This window comes from Pantoea sp. Lu_F5_004 (genome assembly GCF_051136245.1).
In the GTDB taxonomy this organism is placed as follows: domain Bacteria; phylum Pseudomonadota; class Gammaproteobacteria; order Enterobacterales; family Enterobacteriaceae; genus Pantoea; species Pantoea agglomerans.
Genome location: NZ_CP194946.1, coordinates 1,114,708 through 1,136,974, shown reverse-complemented (window position 1 = coordinate 1,136,974; position 22,267 = coordinate 1,114,708). Strand labels below are relative to the sequence as shown.

General features: G+C 57.6%; 21 protein-coding genes. 6 read left to right on the top strand and 15 right to left on the bottom strand.

The genetic code is table 11. The features are described 5' to 3' along the window. The first annotated feature begins 65 nt into the window (after positions 1 to 65). A complete protein-coding gene (locus ACR8BN_RS05380; RefSeq protein ID WP_010260011.1) occupies positions 66 to 647 on the top strand; it encodes a glycine cleavage system transcriptional repressor in 582 nt (193 codons plus the stop codon). Between the two features lie 157 nt (positions 648 to 804). Further along, positions 805 to 1,272, top strand: a complete 468-nt coding sequence (gene bcp / locus ACR8BN_RS05375; RefSeq protein ID WP_010260016.1) for a thioredoxin-dependent thiol peroxidase — start codon at positions 805 to 807, stop codon at positions 1,270 to 1,272. 99 nt (positions 1,273 to 1,371) lie between these two features. Here bcp and ACR8BN_RS05370 read toward each other — a convergent pair whose 3' ends face one another. The 9 genes from ACR8BN_RS05370 to ACR8BN_RS05330 all read right to left on the bottom strand — a co-directional run bounded on the left by ACR8BN_RS05370 (position 1,372) and on the right by ACR8BN_RS05330 (position 10,008). Further along, a complete protein-coding gene (locus ACR8BN_RS05370) occupies positions 1,372 to 2,937 on the bottom strand; it encodes a sensor domain-containing diguanylate cyclase (protein WP_031592571.1) in 1,566 nt (521 codons plus the stop codon). A gap of 161 nt (positions 2,938 to 3,098) precedes the next feature. After that, entirely contained in the window at positions 3,099 to 3,929 is an 831-nt protein-coding gene (locus tag ACR8BN_RS05365) for a phosphodiesterase (protein ID WP_193585843.1), read from the bottom strand. Positions 3,930 to 3,939: 10 nt separating this feature from the next. Next, the gene (locus tag ACR8BN_RS05360) at positions 3,940 to 4,923 is read right to left on the bottom strand and encodes an ABC transporter ATP-binding protein (protein WP_010260026.1); all 984 of its coding nucleotides are present in this window, start codon (positions 4,921 to 4,923) and stop codon (positions 3,940 to 3,942) included. Then, positions 4,920 to 5,735 (bottom strand): ABC transporter permease, encoded by an 816-nt coding sequence (locus tag ACR8BN_RS05355; RefSeq protein WP_022624145.1) that lies wholly within the window; start codon positions 5,733 to 5,735, stop codon positions 4,920 to 4,922. Before ACR8BN_RS05355 ends, ACR8BN_RS05360 begins: the two co-directional genes overlap by 4 nt. Further along, on the bottom strand, positions 5,732 to 6,607 hold the full coding sequence (locus ACR8BN_RS05350) for an ABC transporter permease (RefSeq protein ID WP_134161065.1): 876 nt from the start codon (positions 6,605 to 6,607) through the stop codon (positions 5,732 to 5,734). Before ACR8BN_RS05350 ends, ACR8BN_RS05355 begins: the two co-directional genes overlap by 4 nt. Then, the gene (locus tag ACR8BN_RS05345; RefSeq protein ID WP_039390818.1) at positions 6,607 to 7,629 is read right to left on the bottom strand and encodes an ABC transporter substrate-binding protein; all 1,023 of its coding nucleotides are present in this window, start codon (positions 7,627 to 7,629) and stop codon (positions 6,607 to 6,609) included. Before ACR8BN_RS05345 ends, ACR8BN_RS05350 begins: the two co-directional genes overlap by 1 nt. Further along, the gene (locus ACR8BN_RS05340) at positions 7,613 to 8,638 is read right to left on the bottom strand and encodes a LacI family DNA-binding transcriptional regulator (protein WP_424998204.1); all 1,026 of its coding nucleotides are present in this window, start codon (positions 8,636 to 8,638) and stop codon (positions 7,613 to 7,615) included. Before ACR8BN_RS05340 ends, ACR8BN_RS05345 begins: the two co-directional genes overlap by 17 nt. A 124-nt stretch (positions 8,639 to 8,762) precedes the next feature. Then, positions 8,763 to 9,371, bottom strand: a complete 609-nt coding sequence (locus tag ACR8BN_RS05335) for a DsrE family protein (protein ID WP_010671341.1) — start codon at positions 9,369 to 9,371, stop codon at positions 8,763 to 8,765. A 31-nt stretch (positions 9,372 to 9,402) separates the two neighbouring features. Next, complete coding sequence (locus ACR8BN_RS05330) at positions 9,403 to 10,008, bottom strand: DsrE family protein (RefSeq protein WP_434747385.1); 606 nt, start codon at positions 10,006 to 10,008, stop codon at positions 9,403 to 9,405. Between the two features lie 754 nt (positions 10,009 to 10,762). Here ACR8BN_RS05330 and ACR8BN_RS05325 point away from each other — a divergent pair. Next, positions 10,763 to 12,226 carry a beta-barrel assembly-enhancing protease gene (locus ACR8BN_RS05325; RefSeq protein ID WP_039390812.1) on the top strand — a complete coding sequence of 488 codons (1,464 nt, stop codon included), beginning with the start codon at positions 10,763 to 10,765 and terminating at the stop codon, positions 12,224 to 12,226. A gap of 32 nt (positions 12,227 to 12,258) precedes the next feature. After that, positions 12,259 to 12,600, top strand: coding sequence for an arsenate reductase (glutaredoxin) (gene arsC / locus ACR8BN_RS05320; protein ID WP_434747384.1), 342 nt, complete (start codon positions 12,259 to 12,261; stop codon positions 12,598 to 12,600). Here the strand turns inward: arsC and hda are convergent. The 3 genes from hda to upp form a co-directional block, all read right to left on the bottom strand. Next, positions 12,597 to 13,298 carry a DnaA inactivator Hda gene (hda, locus tag ACR8BN_RS05315; protein WP_195719715.1) on the bottom strand — a complete coding sequence of 234 codons (702 nt, stop codon included), beginning with the start codon at positions 13,296 to 13,298 and terminating at the stop codon, positions 12,597 to 12,599. The genes arsC and hda overlap by 4 nt on opposite strands. A 107-nt stretch (positions 13,299 to 13,405) precedes the next feature. Beyond that, positions 13,406 to 14,689 (bottom strand): uracil permease, encoded by a 1,284-nt coding sequence (gene uraA, locus ACR8BN_RS05310; RefSeq protein WP_069025271.1) that lies wholly within the window; start codon positions 14,687 to 14,689, stop codon positions 13,406 to 13,408. 146 nt (positions 14,690 to 14,835) lie between these two features. Then, positions 14,836 to 15,462 (bottom strand): uracil phosphoribosyltransferase, encoded by a 627-nt coding sequence (gene upp / locus ACR8BN_RS05305; protein ID WP_009088774.1) that lies wholly within the window; start codon positions 15,460 to 15,462, stop codon positions 14,836 to 14,838. A 229-nt stretch (positions 15,463 to 15,691) separates the two neighbouring features. Here upp and purM point away from each other — a divergent pair, with 229 nt between their 5' ends. Together purM and purN are read left to right on the top strand one after the other, a co-directional pair. Then, complete coding sequence (gene purM, locus ACR8BN_RS05300; protein WP_031592563.1) at positions 15,692 to 16,732, top strand: phosphoribosylformylglycinamidine cyclo-ligase; 1,041 nt, start codon at positions 15,692 to 15,694, stop codon at positions 16,730 to 16,732. Next, positions 16,729 to 17,367 carry a phosphoribosylglycinamide formyltransferase gene (purN, locus tag ACR8BN_RS05295; protein ID WP_064703337.1) on the top strand — a complete coding sequence of 213 codons (639 nt, stop codon included), beginning with the start codon at positions 16,729 to 16,731 and terminating at the stop codon, positions 17,365 to 17,367. Before purM ends, purN begins: the two co-directional genes overlap by 4 nt. A 282-nt stretch (positions 17,368 to 17,649) precedes the next feature. On the opposite strand, the gene pstB is transcribed toward purN, so the two are convergent. From pstB to ACR8BN_RS05280, 3 genes are read right to left on the bottom strand one after another with little or no spacing between them, the layout of a single operon-like run. Then, on the bottom strand, positions 17,650 to 18,417 hold the full coding sequence (gene pstB, locus ACR8BN_RS05290) for a phosphate ABC transporter ATP-binding protein PstB (protein ID WP_010260068.1): 768 nt from the start codon (positions 18,415 to 18,417) through the stop codon (positions 17,650 to 17,652). Positions 18,418 to 18,429: 12 nt separating this feature from the next. Beyond that, positions 18,430 to 20,064, bottom strand: coding sequence for a phosphate ABC transporter permease PstA (gene pstA, locus ACR8BN_RS05285; RefSeq protein WP_307746574.1), 1,635 nt, complete (start codon positions 20,062 to 20,064; stop codon positions 18,430 to 18,432). Beyond that, a complete protein-coding gene (locus ACR8BN_RS05280; RefSeq protein ID WP_434747383.1) occupies positions 20,061 to 22,148 on the bottom strand; it encodes an ABC transporter permease subunit in 2,088 nt (695 codons plus the stop codon). Before ACR8BN_RS05280 ends, pstA begins: the two co-directional genes overlap by 4 nt. Positions 22,149 to 22,267 lie beyond the last annotated feature (119 nt).

The window sequence follows — 22,267 nt, the reverse complement described above, 5'->3', positions numbered from 1 at the left end:
CGCTTGTCAGCAGTTTTTTTTATGTTTACCTTATGGTTATTAGCGAAAGCAGAGGAAAAGCCATTTTGCCGCAATCTCAGCCCCATCATCTGGTGATCACCGCGCTCGGTGTTGACCGTCCGGGTATCGTCAACACCATTACCCGACACGTCAGCAGCTGCGGTTGCAATATTGAAGATAGCCGTCTTGCCATGCTTGGGGATGAGTTCACCTTTATCATGCTGTTGTCGGGCAGCTGGAACGCGATCACGCTGATTGAATCGACCCTGCCACTGAAAGGGGCAGAACTGGAACTGCTGATCGTCATGAAGCGCACCAATGCCCGGCTCCGTCCGCCGATGCCCGACACCGCGTTCATTCAGGTTGAGGTGGCTGATTCGCCGCATATTATTGAACGCTTTACCGATCTTATCGATAAGCATCAGATGAATGTGGCCGAACTGGTGTCGCGCATTACGCCAGCGCAACACAATTTGCCACCTACGCTCTATATTCAAATGACCGCTCACAGTCCGACGCGAACCAGTGGCACCCCGTTTGAGCAGGCGTTTAATACCCTGTGTCAGGAGCTGAATGCCCAGGGAACGCTGCGTCTTTACAGTGTGTCAGATGCCGACAGCAGCGAATCTGTAAGCGCGGTACGCTAAGCTTTGGTCAATTAACCGGAGTTATTTCTCCACATTACTGCCACTGAAAGGTGATCGGCTATGTGGTGAAATACCCCCTGATGGTAATTTTCCCTCTGGCCGTTTCTGACCGGATGGTGTATTACCCACAGCCTGAATAAGAAAATGGAGAGATGTGATGAATCCACTGAAAGCCGGAGATACTGCACCCGCATTTAGCCTGCCCGATCAGGACGGCGAACACGTGAATCTGACCGACTTCCAGGGACAGCGCGTTCTGGTGTACTTTTACCCGAAAGCGATGACACCAGGCTGCACCGTGCAGGCGTGCGGTCTGCGTGACAACATGGATGAGTTGAAAAAAGCGGGCGTGGAAGTGCTGGGCATCAGCACCGACAAACCGGAAAAACTGTCAAAGTTTGTCGAAAAAGAGCTGCTGAACTTTACCCTGCTCTCCGATGAAAACCATGAAGTCTGCCAGGCGTTTGGCGTCTGGGGTGAAAAAACGTTTATGGGGAAAACCTATGATGGCATTCATCGCATCAGCTTCCTGATAGATGCTGAGGGCAGGATCGAAAAAGTGTTTGATAACTTTAAGACCTCGAATCACCACGACATGGTGCTGGATTACGTCAAGTCAGCCTGATGTTGAGGGGCGCGGTAGCCTTAACGCCGCGCCCTGCTTAGCTGCCTCTTCCCCGCCCGTTTTTATCCTGCCGTTGCGAAATACTCTGAGTTCACGCGATTACGCGGCGGCCACGATAACGCAGTTGCGCCCGGCATTTTTCGCCTCATAGAGTGCCGCATCCGCCTGTTTTAAACTGCCTTCAAGCCCGGCATCCTGCGAACCATTCCAGGCCGCGACGCCGATAGACAAGGTAATGCGTCCCACGTCGGTGAGCCAGGCTTCTGCAATACCCAGTCGCACGCGCTCGGCGATAATCTGCGCCTCATCCAGCGCCGTTCCCGGCAGCAGCATCAGAAACTCCTCTCCGCCGTTGCGGCACACCACGTCAGACTGACGGGCGCTGGCACGCAGTGTGCTAGCGACCTGCTGAATTACCCGGTCACCCACATCGTGGCCCCAGCTATCGTTGACGTTTTTAAAGTGATCGATATCCAGCGCCAGCACCGAGAAAGGCTGGCGTAGCGTGCGGTAATACTCCAGTACCGCATTAAGACCACGCCGATTCAGCAACTGAGTCAGGGGATCGGTCTGGGCTTCCGAACTCAGACGACCGATCTTATCCTGCACCAGTCCGATGCCGGTGAGCAGCGCGCGCTTGACCTGCGCCGCCTCAAAATACCAGGCACTGATGCCGCCAATCTCTTTTGATACGCCCTGCGCATCCATCCGGCTGGCTTTGCGGGCCAGCTGGAACAGCGGGCGGGCAATCAGCCGTGCCAGCACCAACGCAACCAGCAGGGTCAGCAACGCGAACGGCACCGAGTTTTTCAGGACTTTCATTAACAGGCCTGAGAGCGGGTTCAGCGTGACGTTAATCGGCTTCAGCGCCACCACCGTCCAGCCGGTGGTCGGCACGACGGCATAGCCCGCCAGCTGCGTGGACTCACCTGCACCCGCAAGCATCAGCGAGCCATTGGTCTTCTCGTCACGCGGACTGACGATGGCGGGCAGAACTTTACCAATCAGCTGACGATTCTGGTGATACAACACCTCATTATTACTGTCGAGCACATAGACCGTGGTGCCATCACGGTAGAATTGTTCACCCAGTAACGCATTCAGAATGCTTTTTTTCTTCAGATAGATTGTGCCGCCGATGTAACCCAGATAGTCGCCATCGGGACTCCAGATTGGCCAGGAGACAAACACCAGCAGATTATTGGCTGCAGAAAGGGTCGGTTTACTGATGATCGGCTGCCGCAGCGTCAGCGCTTCGCGGGAGGCGTCACTGGTGACACGCATCCCTTTCAGCGTCAGGGATTCGGGCGAGATCGCTTTGATCGCGCCCTGCTCATCCACCACGGCCACCGAGTTGAAACTGGTGGTCTGCTCACGCAGACGATTGACTTCGCTATTCAGCAGCTCTTCATTATTAAAATCACGGCTTAGCTGGTTGGCGCTGTAGTGCAGCTGTGACTGCGCCAGCTGGAAAAAGATTTCACTGGTTGAGGCCAGCTTGGCGGCATAGGCCCGGTTAGCCTCAAGTGTGGTGTCAATCAGTACCTGGCGCTGCACCCGCCAGGTGGCGTAGAGCGTATTCGCGAGCGTGATAACAATGCTGACAATCACCAGCAGGGCGATCAGATTGCGCAAGTCGGCCTTGGGCCGAAAGAGCTTTAGCATGGCGTCGCCGCCCTGGAGAAGAGTGTCATGTCGTGAATGCCTGATTATTTTTTTAATGTGTGCCAGAAGCCCTGATAGCCGGGCTTAAGTCTACACTGTGTCGGCATTTTTGAGCAGCATTAAGACAAATATCACCCCGCTTAATACAGATTTAGCTGGCACTAATCGATTAACCCCTGACTATCGTAAAATGGCCAGGGTCCCGAAAAGTGGCCAATCGCGCACTGATGCGTGACCATTCCCTGCACTGGCTGCCAGCAATGGAGCAAAAAGCCAGGCGGCTCCAGAATAAAGTGAGCCGGCCCCTCCGGATGCAGATCCAGAGCCACCTGATGCGACACGCCTGGTGCGACACAGGCCAGGGTTCCGGCAAAGCGGGTCTGCAGGCTGCGATGCAGATGACCACAGAGCACCCGCTCAACCTGCGGATGGCGGGCAATGATCGCCTCAAGTGCCTCAGGATGGCGTAACCGTTGCCGATCCATATGCGCAATGCCAGAGGCAAAAGGGGGATGATGCAGCATCACCAGCGTGGGCTGATCCGCGGCCTCGCGCAGTGCCTGATCCAGCCATTGCAACTGTTGCTCATCCACCTCGCCCCACGGCTGTTGCGGTACGCTGGAGTCCAGGGCCAGCAGCCTGACGCCGCCCACGCTAAGCTGCCAGTTCAGGGTTGGTCCCGCCTGCAGGTAGGTGTGATCCGGGAAGGCAGCCCGCAGTGCCTGGCGATCGTCGTGATTGCCCGCCATCAGATAAAAGGGCAGCTGGAGGCGCTGCAGGGCTTCGCGCAGCGTCTGGTACTCTTCCGGCCTGCCAAAATCGACCAGGTCGCCGGTAATCACCACCACATCGGGGCGCGGCTGCAGCGCGTTAAGAGTATCGATAACCTGCAGTAAAGCGGCATGGGTATCCACCTGTTTATAAGAGAGACGACCAAAGGCCTTGATATGCAGATCGCTGATTTGAGCGATGACCGTGGGTTGAACAGACACAACAGACTCCTTAGCAACTAAATTCCAGCGCGGCCTGGCGGGTCAGCGACCAGCTGATGCGCTGTCCCGCCTGCCAGATTTCGCGGGCATGACGCTCGACCTGAATGGGGTTATCCAGCCCGATATCGATCAGTAAGCGCTGCGAGGCGCCAAGAAACGTACTGCCCACCACCACACCGCGCTGGGCATAGCGTGTGTCGTCGGCCAGCAGCACATCTTCCGGGCGGCAAAAACGCAGGGGATGACCGTCGGGATCGTGCGCAATGCAGTTAATGGCGCCCACAAAATCCGCCACAAAGCGGGAGGCCGGGCGCTGATAGATTCCCTGCGGAGTATCCAACTGCACCAGACGGCCCTGCTCCATCACCGCGATGCGATCGCCCAGCGCCATCGCCTCCTGCTGATCGTGGGTGACGTAAACCGCGGTAATCGCCAGCCGCTTGAGCAGCGCGCCGATCTCCAGTCGCAGCCGATCGCGCAGCCTGGCGTCAAGCGCCGCCAGCGGCTCATCGAACAACAGGACTTTGGGCCGGGCGGCCAGCGCACGTGCCAGCGCCACCCGCTGCTTCTGCCCGCCGGACAATTTATCAATCGCCCGGTGGGACAGATGTGTCAGGTCAACCAGTGCCAGCATCTCCGCGACCCGCGCGTCACGCTCGGCACGTGGCACGCCCTGCACCTTCAGTCCATAGGCGACGTTCTGCGCCACGTTGAGCGTCGGGAACAGCGCGTAGTTCTGAAACACCATGCCAACATTGCGTTTCTCAATCGGCAGCGCGGTGACGTTACGCTTGTCAAACCAGATCTCTCCCGGGGGATCGCTGCTATCCAGACCGCTGATAATACGCAGCAGCGTGGTTTTGCCACAGCCTGACGGCCCCAGCAGTACCAGTGTTTCACCGGCGTGAACCTGCAGGTCGAGCGGATGCAGCGCGACCTGCTGATTAAAGCGACGCGAGCAGTGGCGCAGCGTCACGTTGACGGCCTCATTCATACGGTTTCCTCTCTCTGCTGCCGCGAAGATTGCCGTTCCAGCCAGTGATTACAGGCGTTGAGCAACAGCAGCAGCGGTAAAATCATCATAATAAAGATCAGGGTATAGGCGGACCCGACTTCCAGCCGCATCGAGGTGTAGCTGTCGGCCAGACCAACCGGCAGGGTTTTGGTCAGTGGCGTGTGCAGCATCCAGGTAATGTTGAACTCCCCCACCGACAGGGTGATCACCATAAATGCGCCCGCCAGAATGCCGTTGCGGCAGTTCGGGACGACCACGGTAAAGAAGCGGCGCCAGAAGCCCGCCCCCAGGCTGGCGGCAGCTTCTTCAAGGCGCGGCAGATCAATCGCCTGCATCACCGACAGCACCGGTCGGATCATAAAGGGCAAGGTAAAGAGCACATGGCCGATAAGGATGAAGAGCCAGCTGTCGCGCAACGCGCTGAACTGACCATAAAGCAGAATGATGCCCAGAGCGGTGGCGAGGCCCGGCAATGCGACTGGCAGCATCAGGCACTCCTCAATGCGGCTGGCCCAGCGTGACGGTGATTTCAGTAAGCCCCAGGCGGCCGGCACGCCAGCGATAACCGTCACCGCCAGACAACTCAGAGCGATCAGCAGCGACAGCCAGAAGGTGTCGGCATACATCTGCCACACCTGTTCCACCCACTTCAGCGTCAGGCCGCTGCGCAGGCCAGTGAAATAGTTCTGCGTGACGCCCGCCAGCATCGAGAGCACAACCGGCACAATCATAAACAGCGCGGTGAGGCTGGTGATCACCACCTGCAGCCAGAACAGCCCCCGGCGCTTCATACCCTCTCCTTGCGGCGGGCAGCCAGTCCGTTCGCCAGCATCAGCGCCAGCCAGGCCACCGCCCCCATCACCACCGAAAGCGCCGCTGCGGTGGCAAAGTTGGCGTAATTAGTGAACTCGCCATAAATGGTCAGCGGCAGCACCGCGAGCTCTGTGCCAAGGGTAAATGCGGTGCCAAAGGCGCCCATGCTGGTGGCGAAACAGAGCGCGCCGCAGGAGAGCAGCGCCGGTTTCAGCCCAGGAATGATGACGTCAATGATGATGCGCCACTGGCTGGCACCCAGCGATCGGGCGGCCTCTTCCAGCGAACGGTCCAGCTTTTCACTGGCCGCCACCAGCGTCACGATGGCGCGCGGCAGCGAAAAATAGAGATAGCCAATAAATAAGCCGCTGAGCGAATAGGCCAGGATCCAGCGCTCATGAAACAGACTGAGACTGAGTTGCGCCAGAACCCCCTGACGCCCCGCCAGCATGACCATCAGAAATCCCACCACCACGCCCGGAAAGGCCAGCGGAAAGGTCAGCAGCGCCAGCAGAGTGCCTCGCCCGGTAAAGCGCTGCCGTGCCAGAAAGCAGCCCACCACCGCAGCAATCAGCAGCGTTACCAGTGTGACTGCCGCCGAGAGCAGCACGGTATTCAGCAGGCTTTGCAGATATTGCGGCTGGCTGATTACCGTCCAGTAGCCGCTGTGGTGAGTCGTGCGATCCTCCGTCATACCGATCTGCAACAGACGAGCAAACGGCAACAGCCAGAAGGCAGCAAAGAACAGCAGCGCAGGCAGCAGCATCCACGGCCAGTTTGCCCCCAGCGGCCGAAGGCGGTGGCGAACCGGGCCGCCAGCAGCAAACGGATTGATCTCTGAGAGTGACATCAGCGGATCTCGCTCAGATAACGGGCGGAGAAGCTCTTCTGCGCGTCGGCCATCTGTTGATAATCCACCGTGTGAGCGCGCGCATAGTCGCTGTCAGGCAGAAAATATTTCTTCGCTTCGGGTGACATCGCCCCCGCCCGGACCGGACGCAGCCAGGCATTAGCCCAGATCGCCTGACCAGCATCTGACAGCACGAAATCGATCACTTTCTTACCATTGGACGGATGCGGCGCGTTTTTCACCAGGCTGATGACGTAAGGCACCGTGACCGTCCCCTCGCTGGGGATCACAAATTCCACATTGGCGTGATCTTTATAGCGGGCGCGATAGGCATTGAAGTCGTAGTCGATCAGAATCGGGATTTCGCCTGAAATCAGCCGGGCATAGGCGGTCTGCTTAGGCACAATCGGCTGGTTGCGTTGCAGCGCTTTGAACCAGTTGATGGCCGGGGTGAAGTCATGCAGGTTGCCGCCTTTGGCCTGATTCACCGCGACGGCTGCAACGTAGCCCACAAAGGCGCTGGCCGGATCAAGATAGCCCACCATGCCTTTATATTCCGGCTTCAGAAGATCATCCCAGGAACGCGGCACCGGCGCGCCACCCAGCGCATCAACGTTGACCATAAAGCCCATGGTACCGGAGTGCAGCGCCACCCACTTACCAGCAGGATCTTTCATGCCTGCCGGGATCTGATCCCAGTTTGCCGGTTTGTAAGCGCTGACCACGTCTGCGCTGACTGCCTGAATGCCGAAGCTGACGCCGTAATAGACCACGTCGGCGACCGGGTTGCTTTTCTCGGCGACCAGTTGCGCCAGCGCCTGACCCGAATTTTTATTATCCTGCGGCACATGAATGCCCGTCGTTTTTTCGATCGCCTGGAGCTGTGTCGCCCAGTCGGCCCACTCTGGCGGGCAGTTGTAGCAGATAGCATTTTCTGCCGCCTGCGCCCACGATGAGGCAAGCGTGCATCCGGCCAGCAGCGCAGCGCTGGCGATAGGTTTGAAGTTAACGGTGAGTGACATGATGTTCCCCTGAAAAAGAGCCATGAAATGCCGGGGCGACACTCTCCCCGAGACGTAAATGATGAGCCAGCAGATGGGTTTTACCGCCGACGGGATTCAGAAGCAGGTCAATGGCGCGCGCGCCCATTAGCGCAATCGGCTGCACCACACTGGCCAGTGAAGGTGAAAGCTGTTCGCCCAGTTCAATGCCATCGAAGCCGATCACGGAGAGCTGATTCGGAACGCTGACGCCGGCACGCGCAGCGGCGCCCAGCAGGCTGATAGCCAGCAGATCGTTACTGCAAATCACCGCCGTCAGCGGCGAAGGTGCAGTAATCAGCGGCAGCAGCGGATGGAAATCGGACTGGATATGGCTGGGCATCTCAATCATCGCCTGCGGCGTCAGACCGGCCTGCTGCATGGCATCGCAGTAGCCGAGATAGCGCAGACGGGCGCGGTCAGATTGCTGCATAGGACCCGCAACCATCACGATGTGGCGGTGGCCCAGTGACACCAGATGGGCGGTCGCTTCGGCAATGGCTTTGCGGTTATCTACACACAGCGCGGGCCATTCGTGCTGTTGCGGAACGTTGTGGGTCAGCACGAAGGGCATCTTCGCCGCCGCCAGTGTTGGCAGCAGCGCACTGCTGTCGGCATCTGCCACCGTCAGTACCAGACCGGCGACACGCTGGTGCAGCATATGTTCGACAATGGCCGCTTCCCGCTCAGCCTGATAATCGCTGGTTGCCACCAGCAGGCCATATCCCGCCAGACGAGCCTGCTGCTCCATCGCCTGTAATTGCATGGCAAAAACCGGATTGAGCAGCGAAGGCAACAGGACGCCAAGCGTGGTGGAGTGCCGGGTGCGGAGCTGACGGGCAATATGATTCGGGCGGAAACCGATCTGTTCCGAGGCGGCAAGCACCTTTTGCAGCGTGCCAGGTTTTAGCAGATGAGGGTCAGAAAAGGCGCGCGCAGCGGTTGCGCGGGAGACCCCTGCCAGTCTGGCTACGCTGATTAAATCGGTCATGACTGCCTCGTTTATTGTCGATGAGATCGATCTCATTGCGACAACACTAGTGGCGTTCTATGACAGGGGCATCACAGCAATTTGACGGGCAGATGACAGCGGCAGTGACGCCGCTGTGGGGGAATTAAAGCATCAGGAAGGCGTAACCGCTGTTTTCCAGGGTGGCAACGGTGGTGCCGCTGGAGATGGTGTGAGTGACCATCGGGTCGATCCAGTTGCGCTCAAGCTGATGAAACGCCACTGACTGATCGCAGATAGTGACCTGAACGCCCGCTTTTTTCAGCTCGCTGATCAGCTTCAGGTTCGGGTTATCGACGCCGTAGGCTTTGCTGAACTGGTCATTATTCAGCGCTGATGAAACCGCGTCGCCGTTAATTGATACCACAAATTTCAGCTGGTCGAGAGGCACACCTGCCGCATAATAGAGGTTGGTGACGCGCGCTACGCGCTCCAGACCGAGATTCGGCTTACGAATATCCCCTTCACTGCGGTTGATCTGGAATACTATTTTATTACTCAGGCCCGCTGTCGTGCCGGGTTTAAATGCAGGCGTATCGACATAATGTATTTTGCCGTAGCCTTCAATCGCTGGCGTACTCCAGAAATCAGCAGGTTCGGATTTATTATCCGCCATTTTTCCGCTGACCTTATCGAATAATTCCGGCAACTGTAAAACATTGCCGCCGATAAATCCCGCTACGGCTGCCATCACCACTAAAGCTGCTGGACGCATTAACTCTTCTCCCAATCGTTTAAAATATTAATTACATTGCCAGCCACGCGTAGCCCTGGTTTTGCAGGGTTGATACTGTGGTCGGACTGGAAAGTGCATGGACTACAGATTTATCAATCCAGTTATTGGGATAGTGATGGAATGCCACGGACTGATCGCAGACCGAGACTTTCACTCCCGCCTGATTCAGCTCATTAATCAGCTTCAGGTTTGGATTTTCGATGCCATAAAACTTTTTAAAATGGGCGTTATCCAGCATGGCGGGGGTCGCGTCGCCGGTGACCGAAACAACAAACTTCAGCTGATCGGCCGGAATGCCGGAGGCGATATATAAATTCACCACGCGCGCCACACGCTCCAGTCCCAGATTGGGCGCGGTCATCGCGCCATCGCTTCGGGTAATCTGGAAAACAATTTTATTGCTCAGGCCCGCCACCGGTTTAAACGCGGCGTCGGGCTCATAATGAATTTTGCCGTAACCTTCAATCGCCAGTGTGCTCCAGAATCCCGGAGCTTCCTGAGGCTCGGTTGCAAAATGGCGTGTCACTTTGTCATAAATCTCGCCACTCTGAGTGACAGCCGCGCCAACGACTCCGCCAATAATGGCGATTAACGCGTATGAAACCACTGAACGCATAACACTTCTCTCCGGCAAATATGTCTGGCAGATTCAGGACAGAATCAGGTCGGCTATCTATATCACAGCGCAGGCATAATTCTCGCCTGTGTAAATTCAGGTCAGCGCGCGTCTGATAACTGCTGAACTTATTCGCCTTCCGAATTAATCGAAAATTTTCATTATGAGGAAAAAAATGTCTTAATCAGAATGGACCTGACTCTTTTAGCTCTTATCCCTTCCTGTGACATTAACAGAAATAAATAACAGCCAGGTATAGCTGGAATAAGCAGGATAAAGGCGGGGGTGACGATTTAATTTATCAATGGCGAAGAGGAGATTAACGGCTCAGAGATGGCTGTTTTTTCAGAGTAGACCTGGAAAAACTCATGCCATAGTCAGTTTTTTTGAGTGAATTTACATAACTTTAAAAAAATACGCTGACTGGCTAAATCTGCGCGGCAGCAGATTCTGCTTTATTCTGCCGAAGCGCATTGGGAATAAATGAATAAGGCGTCACTTAAACGCTCACAAACCCGGCGATACTCCGCCGGTTTCTATTCGTTTAGCTGCGGTTTACGTTGGCAGGATGTTCAATTTTTTTCGTCAAAATGGGCGATCTTGCACAAATCACGCCGGTCGTTTGCCAGAAAACGACATTTCATTCTTTTGATGCTCTGGTTAAGATAGTCACGAACCGTCGTTATCTGCGAAAAATGGAACATTCCCGCTGCGCACCTGTCCATTTTCAGGGCCTCTTCTACAGGATTAAGGCATGTTGAACCGGTTAAAGAAAACGCTGATCGCCGCGCTCCTTCCGACGCTCATTTTCACTACTCTGTCACCTGCTTACGCCGATGTCAGTGATTCACTTCCCGATATTGGCACTACGGCCGGTTCGACGCTGTCGATTAATCAGGAACTGCAGATGGGCGACTTTTATGTGCGCCAGCTGCGTGCCAGTGCGCCGCTGATCAACGATCCGCTGCTTAATCAGTATATTAATCAGCTGGGTCAGCGACTGGTGTCGCATGCCGACTCGGTGAAAACCCCGTTCCACTTCTTTCTGATTCAGAACGATGAGCTCAACGCCTTTGCCTTTTTTGGAGGCAACGTGGTGCTGCACTCAGCGCTGTTCCGCTATACCGAAAATGAAAGCCAGCTGGCGTCAGTGATGGCGCATGAGATTTCACACGTTACCCAGCGCCATCTGGCGCGTGCAATGGAAGATCAGAAGCGCAATGCGCCACTGACATGGGTCGGTGCGCTGGGCTCTATTCTGCTGGCGATGGCCAATCCGCAGGCGGGCATGGCAGCACTGACCGGCACCCTGGCGGGAACTCAGCAGGGAATTATCAGTTTTACCCAGGGTAATGAACAGGAAGCCGACCGCATCGGAATTCAGGTACTGCAGCGCGCCGGGTTTGATCCCCAGGCGATGCCGAACTTTCTGCAGAAGCTGGCCGATCAGAGCCGCTTCTCCTCGAAGCCACCTGAAATTCTGCTGACGCATCCCCTGCCCGACAGCCGTCTGGCGGATGCCCGTAACCGCGCTAACCAGATGCGGCCGGTGGTGGTGCAATCTACAGAAGATTTCTATCTGGCCAAGGTGCGTTCACTGGGCATGTACTCCACCGGGCGTAATCAGCTTACCGACGAACTGCTGAACCAGTATGCCAGCGGCAATTCTCGTGAGCAGCTGGCGTCACAATATGGCAAAGCCATACAGTTTTTGCAGGCGAAAAGTTTTGCCGATGCGAAGCGGATTATGACGCCGCTGCTGGCGAAACAGCCGAATAACGTCTGGTTCCTGGATCTTATGTCAGACATCGATATCGGCCTGAATCAGCCCCAACAGGCGATCGCCCTGCTCAGCGCCGCCACCAGTGCAAAAAACAGCCCGGTGGTGCAGCTCAACCTGGCCAACGCCTACGTTGAAGCGAAACAGTATGCCAACGCCAGCCGCATTCTGAATCGCTACACCTGGGCTAATAAAGATGATCCCAACGGCTGGGATTTGCTGGCCCAGGCGTCTGCACAGCAGGGACTGAATGATGAAGAGTTATCGGCGCGGGCAGAGAGTCTGGCGCTGAATGGCCAGCTCGATCAGGCGATCACCGCACTTGGCAGCGCCAGCGCACAGGTGCCGCTCGGCAGCCTGAAACAGGCGCGCTACGATGCCCGTATCGATCAGCTGCGCCAGTTACAACAGCGCTTTAAGCAATATCAGAAAGGCTGAGCATTCATGCTGCGAATAAAGGAGAGTCTGAGATGGTGACGATTTACCACAACCCGCTCTGCAGCAAGAGCCGCGAGACGCTGGCGCTGCTGAACGCCCGCGGGATAGAGCCGGAAGTGGTGCTCTATCTGCAAACGCCGCCCGATCGCGAGACGCTGCAAATCCTGTTACAGAAACTGGGAATGCAGAGCGCACAGCAGTTGATGCGGACTAAAGAGGCGATCTATAGCGAACTGGCACTCAGCGACAAAAGCGAAAGTGCGCTGCTGGATGCGCTGGTGGAACATCCGGTGCTGATTGAAAGGCCGATAGTGATCAATGGCGACAAGGCGCGGATCGGACGTCCGCCCGAAGCGGTGCTCGACCTGTTTTAAAGGCCGAGTGTCTCTTTCACAAACGGAATGGTGAGTTTACGCTGGGCACTGATCGAGGCGCGATCAAGCCGATCCAGCGTATCAAACAGGGTGCGCATTTCACGATCCAGTCGCTTCAGCAGGAAGCGTCCCACATCTTCCGGCAGCTCAAATCCGCGTAACCCGGCGCGCAGTTGCAGCGCCTGTAATTTGTCTTCGTCGGAGAGAGGCTGCAGGCGATAGATCTGCCCCCAGTCCAGCCGCGAGGCGAGATCGGGCAGTTGCAGATTAAGCTGGCGTGGTGGACGATCGCCGGTAATAAACAGGCGCGTATTGCCGGTTTCCAGAATACGGTTATAGAGATCGAAGATCGCCATTTCCCATTCAGGCTCGCCTGCAATGCACTCGATGTTATCGATGCAGACCAGTGACAGCTGCTCCATCCCTTCCAGTACTTCCGGTACAAACCAGGTGCGTTTATCCAGCGGAACGTAACCGACCGCTTCGCTGCGCGCTGACATCTCGGCGCACGCGGCGTGCAGCAAATGGCTCCGCCCTCCGCCCTCGCGTGACCAGAAGTAGAGATAGCTGCCATGTTGTTGGTTGAGAGCGCCTTTCAGCGCGGCAATCAGCGACGGGTTTTCCCCCGGCCAGAAGCTGGAGAAGGTTTCATCGTCAGGTAAATAGAGTGGCAATGACAATTGTGCCGGCGTGTTCAGAAGCACCTCAGCAAGAGAACAAGCAAAAAATCGGGGGAAGTCTAACACAGTTTTCAGAAAGAGATGAATGGAGCGTCCCTGCCCCGATCCTGTCAGGCTTGCTGCGATCACGGCTCGCGCGATTCTTCAGCCTCCAGCACCACTTCTTCCGGACGCAACAGCGAGATCACACGGAAGATCAGCGCTAATCCCACCCCCACGATCGTCGCCAGCGCCATGCCTTTCAGCTCCGCAGCACCGATATGCACTTTCGCACCGCTGACGCCGATGATCAGGATCACCGAAGTCAGGATCAGATTTTGCGCTTTGTTGTAATCGACTTTGGATTCGATCAACACCCGGATACCGGATGCGCCAATCACGCCATACAGCAGCAGCGACACGCCGCCCATTACCGGTACCGGGATCGCCTGAATCACCGCCGCCAGTTTGCCGACACAGGAGAGCAGGATTGCCAGAATCGCCGCGCCGCCAATCACCCAGGTACTGTAGACGCGGGTAATCGCCATCACACCGATGTTTTCACCGTAGGTGGTGTTAGGCGTTGAACCAAAGAAGCCGGAAATGACCGTTGATAAGCCGTTGGCGAACATCGAACGATGCAGGCCAGGGTCGCGAATCAGATCTTTCTTTACGATATTGGCGGTGACCACCAGATGACCGATATGCTCGGCAATCACCACCAGCGCCGCAGGCAGGATCGTCAGCATCGCCACCCACTCAAAGCGCGGGGTATAGAAAGTTGGCAGCGCAAACCAGGGGGCTTTAACCACGCCGCTCCAGTCAACGATGCCCATAAATGCAGAGAGCAGATAACCCGCCACCACCCCGACCAGAATCGGGATGATCGCCAGGAAGCCACGAAACAGCACGGAACCGAATACCGTCACTGCCAGCGTGACCAGCGAAATCAGCACGGTTGTACTGTCGGGCGTGCTGCCTTCCGCGGGCAGCAGCCCTGCCATATTGGCGGCTACCCCTGCCAGTTCCAGACCGATGACGGCGACAATCGCGCCCATCGCCGCCGGGGGAAACATCACATCGAGCCAGCCGGTGCCCGCGCGTTTGACAATCAGTGCCACGAGACAGAACAGCACGCCGCAGAGGATAAATCCGCCCAGCGCGACCTCATAACCCAGCGGCAGCAATAGCAGTACTGGCGAGATAAAGGCAAAACTGGAACCGAGGTAAGCGGGAATTTTGCCTTTACAGATAAAGAGGTAGATCAGCGTCCCAACGCCGTTGAATAACAGCACCGTCGCCGGGTTGATGTGGAACAGAATCGGTACCAGTACCGTGGCACCAAACATGGCGAACAGGTGTTGCAGGCTGAGTGGAATGGTTTGTAGTAACGGCGGTCGTTCACTGACGCCAATGGCGCGACGAGTCATCATTTATCCCCTTGTGTTATTTATCCCCCAGGGCGCGCGCCTCTGGCATAGCAGCAGGCACGCCGGTGAGCCTTGCAGCCACACCAAACCCGTTCGGGGATCTTTTTTTTGCCAAAAAAAAGCCGACTCTCTGGTCGGCTGTGCGATTATTTGGTTCCGAAAATCTTGTCCCCGGCATCGCCGAGCCCGGGAATGATGTAACCCTTCTCATTCAGTCCCTGATCCACTGACGCGGTGTAAAGCTCAACGTCAGGATGCGCTTTCTCCAGCGCGGCAATCCCTTCTGGTGCGGCAACCAGTACCAGCACTTTGATGCTGGTGCAGCCCGCTTTCTTCAGCAGGTCGATGGTGGCGATCATGGAACCGCCGGTCGCCAGCATAGGATCGACGACCAGCGCCAGGCGCTCCTCGATGTTAGAGACCAGCTTCTGGAAATAGGGAACCGGCTCCAGTGTCTCTTCATCGCGGTAAACACCCACCACGCTGATACGGGCGCTGGGAACGTGCTCCAGCACCCCTTCCATCATGCCAAGGCCGGCACGCAGAATCGGCACCACCGTGATTTTTTTGCCTTTGATCTGATCGATCTCTACCGGGCCGTTCCAGCCCTCAATGGTTACGCGCTCTGTTTCCAGATCGGCGGTCGCTTCGTAGGTCAGCAGGCTGCCCACTTCAGACGCCAGCTCGCGAAAACGCTTTGTACTGATATCATGCTCACGCATCAAGCCCAGTTTATGTTTGACCAGCGGGTGTCTGACTTCCACGATCTTCATTGGTGTTCTCCCGGAATGAGTTGAGCTAAAAAAAATCGCGGGATTATACCGCCTTTTGCGCTCCGCGCCACCTGCTCTTGCGCAAAGCCGCGGGTTTTACCGGGACAAATAGAGGATTAATGAAAATCGTCCGATGCGCAATCCCGGACTCGCAAACGTTTGCCTGCACTGATAGAATTGCCGCGCTTTATTTTAAACCACCAACCGCAACTCGCGTGGGGACCTCGCAGTGACCGACAAAACCTCTCTCAGTTACAAAGACGCCGGTGTTGATATTGATGCTGGTAACGCTCTGGTTGACCGTATTAAAGGCGTAGTGAAAAAGACGCGTCGCCCGGAAGTGATGGGTGGACTGGGCGGTTTTGGTGCGCTTTGCGCGCTGCCGCAAAAATACCGTGAACCGGTGCTGGTCTCCGGCACCGATGGCGTTGGCACCAAGCTGCGTCTGGCGATGGATCTCAAACGTCACGATGCCATTGGTGTTGACCTGGTGGCGATGTGCGTCAACGACCTGGTAGTACAGGGCGCCGAGCCCCTCTTCTTCCTCGACTACTACGCTACCGGCAAACTGGATGTGGATACTGCCTCTGCAGTCATCACCGGCATCGCCGAAGGTTGTCTGCAGTCGGGTTGTGCGCTGGTGGGCGGTGAAACCGCTGAGATGCCAGGCATGTATCACGGCGAAGATTACGACGTGGCCGGTTTCTGTGTTGGCGTGGTGGAAAAGTCAGAGATCATTGATGGCAGCAAGGTGCAGGATGGCGACGTACTGATTGCCCTCGGCTCCAGCGGCCCGCACTCCAACGGCTATTCGCTGGTGCGCAAGATTCTGGAAGTCAGCAACACCGATCCACAGACTGAACAGCTGGAAGGTAAACCGCTGGCCGATCATCTGCTGGAACCGACCCGCATCTACGTGAAAAATATTCTGAGCCTGATTGAGCAGGTCGATGTGCACGCTATCGCACACCTGACCGGCGGCGGCTTCTGGGAGAATATTCCGCGCGTGCTGCCCGACAATACTCAGGCCGTGATCGACGAGAAGAGCTGGCAGTGGCCGGCCGTCTTCAGCTGGTTACAGCAGGCGGGCAACGTCAGCCGTTTCGAGATGTACCGTACCTTTAACTGCGGTGTCGGCATGATCATCGCCCTGAGTCCGGCAGACGCGGATAACGCGATTGCGCTGATGCAGGCTGCGGGCGAGAAAGCCTGGAAGCTCGGCGTGATTAAAGCGTCTGATGCCGAAGAGCGTGTGGTCATCAACGGATGAAAAAGCTGGTTGTACTGATTTCCGGCAACGGAAGTAACCTTCAGTCCATCCTTGACGCCTGTGCAAGCGGGCGGATTCACGGCAGCGTGGCTGCCGTGTTCAGCAATCGTGCCGCCGCTTATGGCCTGACGCGGGCGCAGGAGGCGGGGATTCCCGCCCACTCGCTTGCCGCCAGCGACTTCGCCGACCGCGAAGCCTTCGATCGCCAGCTCATCGCTGAAATCGAAGCCTACACTCCAGACCTGATTGTGCTGGCCGGCTATATGCGCATTCTCAGCAGCGCGTTCGTGGCCCATTTTCACGATCGCCTGCTGAATATCCACCCTTCCCTGTTGCCGAAATATCCGGGTCTGCATACGCATCGTCAGGCGCTGGAAAATGGCGACAGCGAACATGGCACCTCCGTGCATTTCGTCACTGACGAGCTGGATGGGGGGCCGGTGATCCTGCAGGCAAAAGTCCCGGTATTTCCCGGCGACAGCGAAGCGGAGATTACGGAGCGGGTGCAGCATCAGGAGCATGCCATCTATCCGATGGTAATCGGCTGGTTTGTGGAGGGCCGTCTGGCGATGCGTGACGGCCAGGCCTGGCTGGATGGCGAACCGCTGCCGCCGCAGGGTTATGCTAACGACTGACGCTTCAGAAGCCGTTGCGGGTTTTCCCACAGACGGCTAAAAAAATCAAAACGATGGGAGCCTGTACCCGTAGTAAAGCATCGCGGGCCATGGACAAAAACGTCGGGAGCGTTTTTGAACAACGCAAAGCGTTGGCCCGGCTACGGGCGCACCTCAGGGATGAGGTGCGTAATCGCCCGCGCTGAGCCGCCAAAGATGGCGTTTTTGCGTCTTTACGAAGGGTACAGGCTCCCTGAGCCGGTGCTTCATTCCCACCTCACGAAAGCCTGCTTTTCCCCTTCCTCAGCCGTAGCGCCCCGTAATGTAATCTTCGGTGCGTCGCTGTTTTGGCGCGGTAAAGATACGGTCAGTCTCATCAAACTCCACTAACGCGCCCTGATGCATAAACGCGGTGTAATCTGACACGCGAGAAGCCTGCTGCATGTTGTGCGTCACCAGCACCAGCGTGAAATGCTGCTTGAGCGTGGTCATCAGCTCTTCAATCACCAGCGTGGAGATGGGATCCAGCGCGGAAGTCGGCTCATCCAGCAGCAGAACTTCCGGTTCAATCGCAATGGCGCGGGCAATCACCAGCCGCTGCTGCTGTCCGGTCGAGAGCGTCAGCGCATTCTGTGACAGCTGATCTTTGACCTCACTCCACAGCGCCGCCGCGCGCAGCGCACGTTCACAGGCTTCGTTCAGCACCCGCCGATCGCGTACACCCTGTAAGCGCAGCCCGTAGACCACATTTTCATAGATCGATTTTGGAAAAGGATTGGGGCGCTGAAACACCATGCCGACCCGACGACGCAGCGCCGAGAGATCCTGTTCAGGTCGCAGGATCGGCTGCGATCCCAGCAACACCTCACCCTCGACCCGGCAATGATCAATCACATCATTCATGCGATTAAAACAGCGCAGCAGCGTCGATTTGCCACAGCCGGAGGGGCCAATCAGCGCGGTAATCTTGTTTTTCGGCACCTGCAGCGAAATAGCCTGCAGCGCCTGGCGCTCGCCATACCACAGCGACAGCTGGTTAACGGTCAGCGCGATATCCGTGTCGGACGTCATAGTCATAGCCTGTTATTGAGTCATAAGGCGATAGCGTTCACGCAGACGGTGACGCAGGCCCATCGCCAGCAGATTAAGCGACAGAATAATCAGCACCAGCAGCAGCGCGGTGGCGAACACCAGCGGCCGGTCAGCTTCAATATTCGGACTCTGAAACGCCAGATCGTAAATCTGGAAGCCCAGATGCATAAACTTGCGGTCCAGATGCAGATAAGGAAACACCGCGTCGACAGGCAGTTCCGGCACCATTTTTACCACGCCAACCAGCATCAGCGGCGCGGTTTCACCGGCGGCACGCGCCACCGCCAGAATCAGGCCGGTCAGCATGGCAGGCACCGCCATCGGCAGCACCACGTTCCACAGGGTTTCCGCCTGAGTCGCGCCCAGCGCCAGCGAACCCTGCCGCAGGCTGTTGGGAATGCGGGATAATCCCTCTTCGGTCGCCACAATCACCACCGGCAGCGTTAATAACGCCAGAGTCAGCGACGCCCACAGCAAACCAGGTGTCCCAAAGGTAGGATTGGGCAGCGCGCTGGCGAAGAAGAGCTGGTCTATCGTGCCGCCCACCAGCCAGACAAAGAAGCCCAGACCAAATACGCCATAGACGATTGAAGGGACGCCTGCCAGATTGACCACCGCGATGCGCACCAGTCTTGTCAGCGCATTGCGTCCGGCATATTCATGCAGCCAGATGGCGGCGATGACACCCAGCGGCATCACGACCACCGACATCAGCAGCACCATCAGCACGGTGCCAAAGATCGCCGGGAACGCCCCGGACTCACTCTCGCCTTCAGCGGGTGAATCACTGACGAAACGCCACAGCTGATCCAGGAAATGCAGCGTTTTGCCGGTCAGCTTCATCGCGTTCGGCTTCCAGCTGTCAACGATTTCGGTCAGCGGGATCGCATGTTCGGTGCCATGCACATCCCGCAGGATTAACAGATCGCGCTGACTCTGCTGTTGCAGCGAAGCCAGTGTCTCGCTCAGCTGATTAAAACGGCGCTGTAAAGCGGCCTGATTGGCCTGATATTCTGACTCGGCCTGCAGATCAAAGCGCCCGGCAGCACGGTTTGTGGTCGCCTGCTCATCAAGCTGCTCACGCTGGCTGTTGAGGCGCGCCATATCGACCCGGCGAATCTGATTAGCCTGCCGCACCAGCATCTGCACCTGTCCGAGCCGCTGATGCAGCAGTGCATCGGGATCCTGCGCAGTTAGCTCTTCATTATCTTCACGCAGGCCGACAAACCAGCCGTATGCCTGACCGTGGCTGCGGCGCTGCAGCACCATGACGTCCGCGGGCTGGCTGACCTGCGCCGCCGTGCGACTGTAAACCACCCGGAAATCGGGTGCGTCCCAGTCACGGTTACCGGTTTTGATCAGATAGCGATTAACCTGTCCGCCGCTGTTGCCCTGCTCATCTGCCGGGGCCGGAAAGCGCCTCTGATGTTCCAGGGTTTCACCCAGCAGCCGCGTCTCGCCCCCTTCAGGCTGGCTAAACGTGTAGAGATCGACGCGCTGCGGCCAGAAAGCGCGCACGCCCTGCCAGGCCAGTAACCCAATCAGCAGCGTAAAGGCCAGCAGGCAGACGGCTACGGCACCGGCGGTTAGCCAGCGCCAGCGATCGTTCTGTTGCATCGCTTTCATGCCTGCTCCTCGTGCTGGCTGTAGCGCTGGCGCAGCCGCTGACGGATCAGCTCGGCAACCGTGTTGATCACCAGCGTAAACAGCAGCAGCATCAGGGCGCTAAGAAACAGCACGCGATAATGGGCACTCCCCGCCGCCGCTTCCGGCATCTCAATGGCGATATTGGCGGACAGCGCGCGCAGGCCGCTGAACAGGCCACCTTCACTTTGCGGCGTGTTGCCGGTCGCCATCAGCAAAATCATGGTTTCTCCTACGGCACGCCCCAGACCAATCATCAGAGCGGCAAAAATACCGGCGGAAGCACCCGGCAGCACGACGCGGGTCAGGGTTTGCCACGGCGTCGCGCCCAGTGCCAGCGAGCCCTGCCCTAACGCTGCGGGCACGCTGAACAGCGCATCCTCAGAGAGGGTAAAGATCAGCGGTACCAGCGCAAAGCCCATCGCCAGCGCGGCCACCAGCAGATTGCGCTGTTCGTAATGCGGCAGCCAGTCGCCCGCATCCGGTATCAACAGCGTGGGCAGCCACAGCGTCAGCAGCGTGACCAGCAGCAACAGCGGCAGCAGAATCAGCACTTCACGACCCGGCTGACGCCAGCGCGGCGGTAAACGCGCGCTGAATACGCCGCACAGCAGCAGCGTGCCCGCCAGCGTCAGCGGCAGCAGCAGCACACCCACCAGCGCCTGACCAATATGCGGCGCGAGCCAGATCCCGGCAATCAGCCCCACGACCACGCTTGGCAGCGCACCCATCATCTCAATGGCCGGTTTGACCCAGCGTCGCAGGCCTGGCGCCATGAACCAGGCGGTGTACATCGCCGCCGCCAGCGCCAGCGGTGTGGCAAACATCAGCGCTAAACTCGCCGCTTTCAGCGTACCCATCACCATCGGCATCAGGCTGAACTTGGCCTGATAACTGTCACCCGCCGCGGTCGATTGCCAGATCCAGTCCGGTCCGGGGTAATTTTCATACCAGATTTTTTGCCAGAAATTGCGCCAGGTGACGTCCGGCCACGGATTATCAAGCCGCAGGGTCTGCCAGCTTCCCGCCCGTTCAATCAGCAGGCTGTCGCCACGTGGCGAAAACTGCGCCTGCACAATGCCAGGTTCCAGCTGACGCTGCAGTATCGGGCCATTCTGCTTGCTGGCAAACAGCCGCAGCATCCCCTGTTTGCTGAGCGTCGCAAACACGCGGCGTTGTGATTCCGTCACCAGAATGGTCTCGCCGTCGCTGCTGGCAAAGGTACGAATGCGCTGCAGGCGCGGCCCCTGGTCGCTGGCGATAGCAAACCACTGCGTGACACCGCTGCGATCCTGGATCAGCAGGCTTCTGCCGCCCACCAGCAGATGCAGACTTATTGGCTGATGCGGCAGGGTGTGCGTTTCGCGCAATAGTGCACGGTCATCATCAAGTTGCCAGACCCGCAGCAGATTGCCTTCGGTGGTGTAGAGCAGATCGCCGGACGGCGAGAGCGCCAGCAGATCCAGCTGGCGTTGCGGCAGCGGGATAACCGAGGCCTGGCGATCGGTCCCAAGCGTCAGCACCCGGAGTCCGGCCTCAGTGAGTGCGGCTATACGCCACTGACCCGCATGGCGCGTCGCCAGCGCCATCTTCGTCACTGCGCCATCGGGCAGATGAAACGGTTTGTCGCCCAGCGGAAAACGCCACTGCTGGTCGGCCGTGGGCTGCATCAGTGTCAGCGCACCCTGCATATTCAGTAGTAGCGTCTGCTCATCGGCACTCCGCACTATCTCGCCGGGCGGCGGGGTCAGGGCCAGTGCCGGTTCCGCAGGCTGACCATCCAGCGGGATAAAACGCGCCGCACCGCGCTCGCTGATGCGCCAGCCGACCTTCCCCTGATTGCCAATCGCTAAGGCTGGCGCACGATCCCAGAGTTGCTGGCTGGCCGCGATCTGCAGGCCCGGCGCATTAAACAGCGGTAATACCACGCCAATCAGCCAGCAGAAGAGCAGCAGCATCAATAGCAGGATCGCCACGCCACAGCAGGTGACCAGCCGCCGCGTCAGACGGTCAACGGCACCACGCTTACGATCGCTGAATTGGACAGGAATGTGGTTTGCGCTCATGCGGTTCCGCTAGCAGGCCAAAATAAGCCGCTATGTTGCCCGTAGCCGATTGATAAGACAACTCCTGGCGTTGGACAACGCTGCCATACTCTCGCCATAATGTTGGTGGATACTGGATC

What these genes read in the sequence shown, in the direction of transcription:
- ACR8BN_RS05335 (WP_010671341.1), bottom strand. Translation starts at nt 9,371, where the DNA reads ATGCGTCCAGCAGCTTTAGTGGTGATGGCAGCCGTAGCGGGATTTATC.
- ACR8BN_RS05280 (WP_434747383.1), bottom strand. Translation starts at nt 22,148, where the DNA reads ATGAGCGCAAACCACATTCCTGTCCAATTCAGCGATCGTAAGCGTGGT.
- ACR8BN_RS05340 (WP_424998204.1), bottom strand. Translation starts at nt 8,638, where the DNA reads ATGACCGATTTAATCAGCGTAGCCAGACTGGCAGGGGTCTCCCGCGCA.
- purN (WP_064703337.1), top strand. Translation starts at nt 16,729, where the DNA reads ATGAAAAAGCTGGTTGTACTGATTTCCGGCAACGGAAGTAACCTTCAG.
- bcp (WP_010260016.1), top strand. Translation starts at nt 805, where the DNA reads ATGAATCCACTGAAAGCCGGAGATACTGCACCCGCATTTAGCCTGCCC.
- upp (WP_009088774.1), bottom strand. Translation starts at nt 15,462, where the DNA reads ATGAAGATCGTGGAAGTCAGACACCCGCTGGTCAAACATAAACTGGGC.
- ACR8BN_RS05360 (WP_010260026.1), bottom strand. Translation starts at nt 4,923, where the DNA reads ATGAATGAGGCCGTCAACGTGACGCTGCGCCACTGCTCGCGTCGCTTT.
- uraA (WP_069025271.1), bottom strand. Translation starts at nt 14,689, where the DNA reads ATGACTCGTCGCGCCATTGGCGTCAGTGAACGACCGCCGTTACTACAA.
- ACR8BN_RS05355 (WP_022624145.1), bottom strand. Translation starts at nt 5,735, where the DNA reads ATGAAGCGCCGGGGGCTGTTCTGGCTGCAGGTGGTGATCACCAGCCTC.
- ACR8BN_RS05350 (WP_134161065.1), bottom strand. Translation starts at nt 6,607, where the DNA reads ATGTCACTCTCAGAGATCAATCCGTTTGCTGCTGGCGGCCCGGTTCGC.
- ACR8BN_RS05330 (WP_434747385.1), bottom strand. Translation starts at nt 10,008, where the DNA reads ATGCGTTCAGTGGTTTCATACGCGTTAATCGCCATTATTGGCGGAGTC.
- pstA (WP_307746574.1), bottom strand. Translation starts at nt 20,064, where the DNA reads ATGAAAGCGATGCAACAGAACGATCGCTGGCGCTGGCTAACCGCCGGT.
- ACR8BN_RS05370 (WP_031592571.1), bottom strand. Translation starts at nt 2,937, where the DNA reads ATGCTAAAGCTCTTTCGGCCCAAGGCCGACTTGCGCAATCTGATCGCC.
- pstB (WP_010260068.1), bottom strand. Translation starts at nt 18,417, where the DNA reads ATGACGTCCGACACGGATATCGCGCTGACCGTTAACCAGCTGTCGCTG.
- ACR8BN_RS05325 (WP_039390812.1), top strand. Translation starts at nt 10,763, where the DNA reads ATGTTGAACCGGTTAAAGAAAACGCTGATCGCCGCGCTCCTTCCGACG.
- ACR8BN_RS05345 (WP_039390818.1), bottom strand. Translation starts at nt 7,629, where the DNA reads ATGTCACTCACCGTTAACTTCAAACCTATCGCCAGCGCTGCGCTGCTG.
- arsC (WP_434747384.1), top strand. Translation starts at nt 12,259, where the DNA reads ATGGTGACGATTTACCACAACCCGCTCTGCAGCAAGAGCCGCGAGACG.